The sequence below is a fragment of the Mycobacterium sp. 236(2023) genome (genome assembly GCF_029623955.1).
Lineage (GTDB): Bacteria > Actinomycetota > Actinomycetes > Mycobacteriales > Mycobacteriaceae > Mycobacterium.
In genome coordinates this window covers 1-813 of the sequence record NZ_JARSBP010000026.1, presented here as the reverse complement: position 1 = coordinate 813, position 813 = coordinate 1, and the positions used below count along the sequence as shown (strand labels likewise).

Below are 813 nucleotides of genomic sequence, written 5' to 3'. Positions count from 1 at the left end.
GGGGCGACGGCGATGTGCGCGGACTTGGGCTCTCGCACCATCCGCGAGGAGATCGACGCGATGGAGGTGCTGGGCATCAACCCGGTGCAGCGGCTGGTGACGCCGCGGATGCTGGCGGCGGGCCTGGTGGCGCTGCTGCTCAACAGCTTGGTGGTCATCATCGGCATCCTGGGCGGTTACTTCTTCTCGGTCTTCGTTCAGGACGTCAACCCGGGTGCGTTCGCGGCGGGGATCACGCTGCTGACCGGGGTCCCCGAGGTGATCATCTCATGTGTGAAGGCCGCCCTGTTCGGTCTGATCGCCGGCCTGGTGGCCTGCTATCGCGGGTTGACGATCACCGGCGGCGGAGCCAAGGCGGTCGGTAACGCGGTCAACGAGACGGTGGTGTACGCATTCATGGCGTTGTTCGTCATCAACGTCGTGGTCACCGCCATCGGCATCCGGATGACGACGGGATAGGCCGGGCATGGGTACTTCTGCGGTTATTCGGTCGCGGTTCCCGCGGCTGATCGATCACCTGGGCCGGCCGGTCTCGCTGCTGGGTCGTCTCGGCGACCACGTGCTGTTCTACGGCCGTGCGATCGCCGGTGTTCCGCATGCGGCGGTGCACTTCCGCAAGGAAATCATCCGCTTGATCGCCGAGATCTCCATGGGTGCAGGCACGTTGGCGATGATCGGTGGCACCGTCGTGATCGTCGGGTTCCTGACGTTGGCCGCCGGTGGCACGCTGGCGATTCAGGGCTACAGCTCGCTGGGCAACATCGGCATCGAGGCGCTGACGGGCTTTTTGGCGGCGTTCATCAACGTGCGGAT

2 protein-coding genes are annotated in these 813 nt (G+C 65.3%); both read left to right on the top strand.

What is annotated here, in order from left to right; all coding sequences use genetic code 11:
- A partial coding sequence (locus tag P9A17_RS33205) for an ABC transporter permease (RefSeq protein WP_278043063.1) occupies nucleotides 1-459 on the top strand: 459 nt, incomplete at its 5' end.
- A 7-nt stretch (nucleotides 460-466) separates the two neighbouring features.
- The coding region (locus P9A17_RS33200) for an ABC transporter permease (RefSeq protein ID WP_347403875.1) at nucleotides 467-813 on the top strand (347 nt) is incomplete at its 3' end.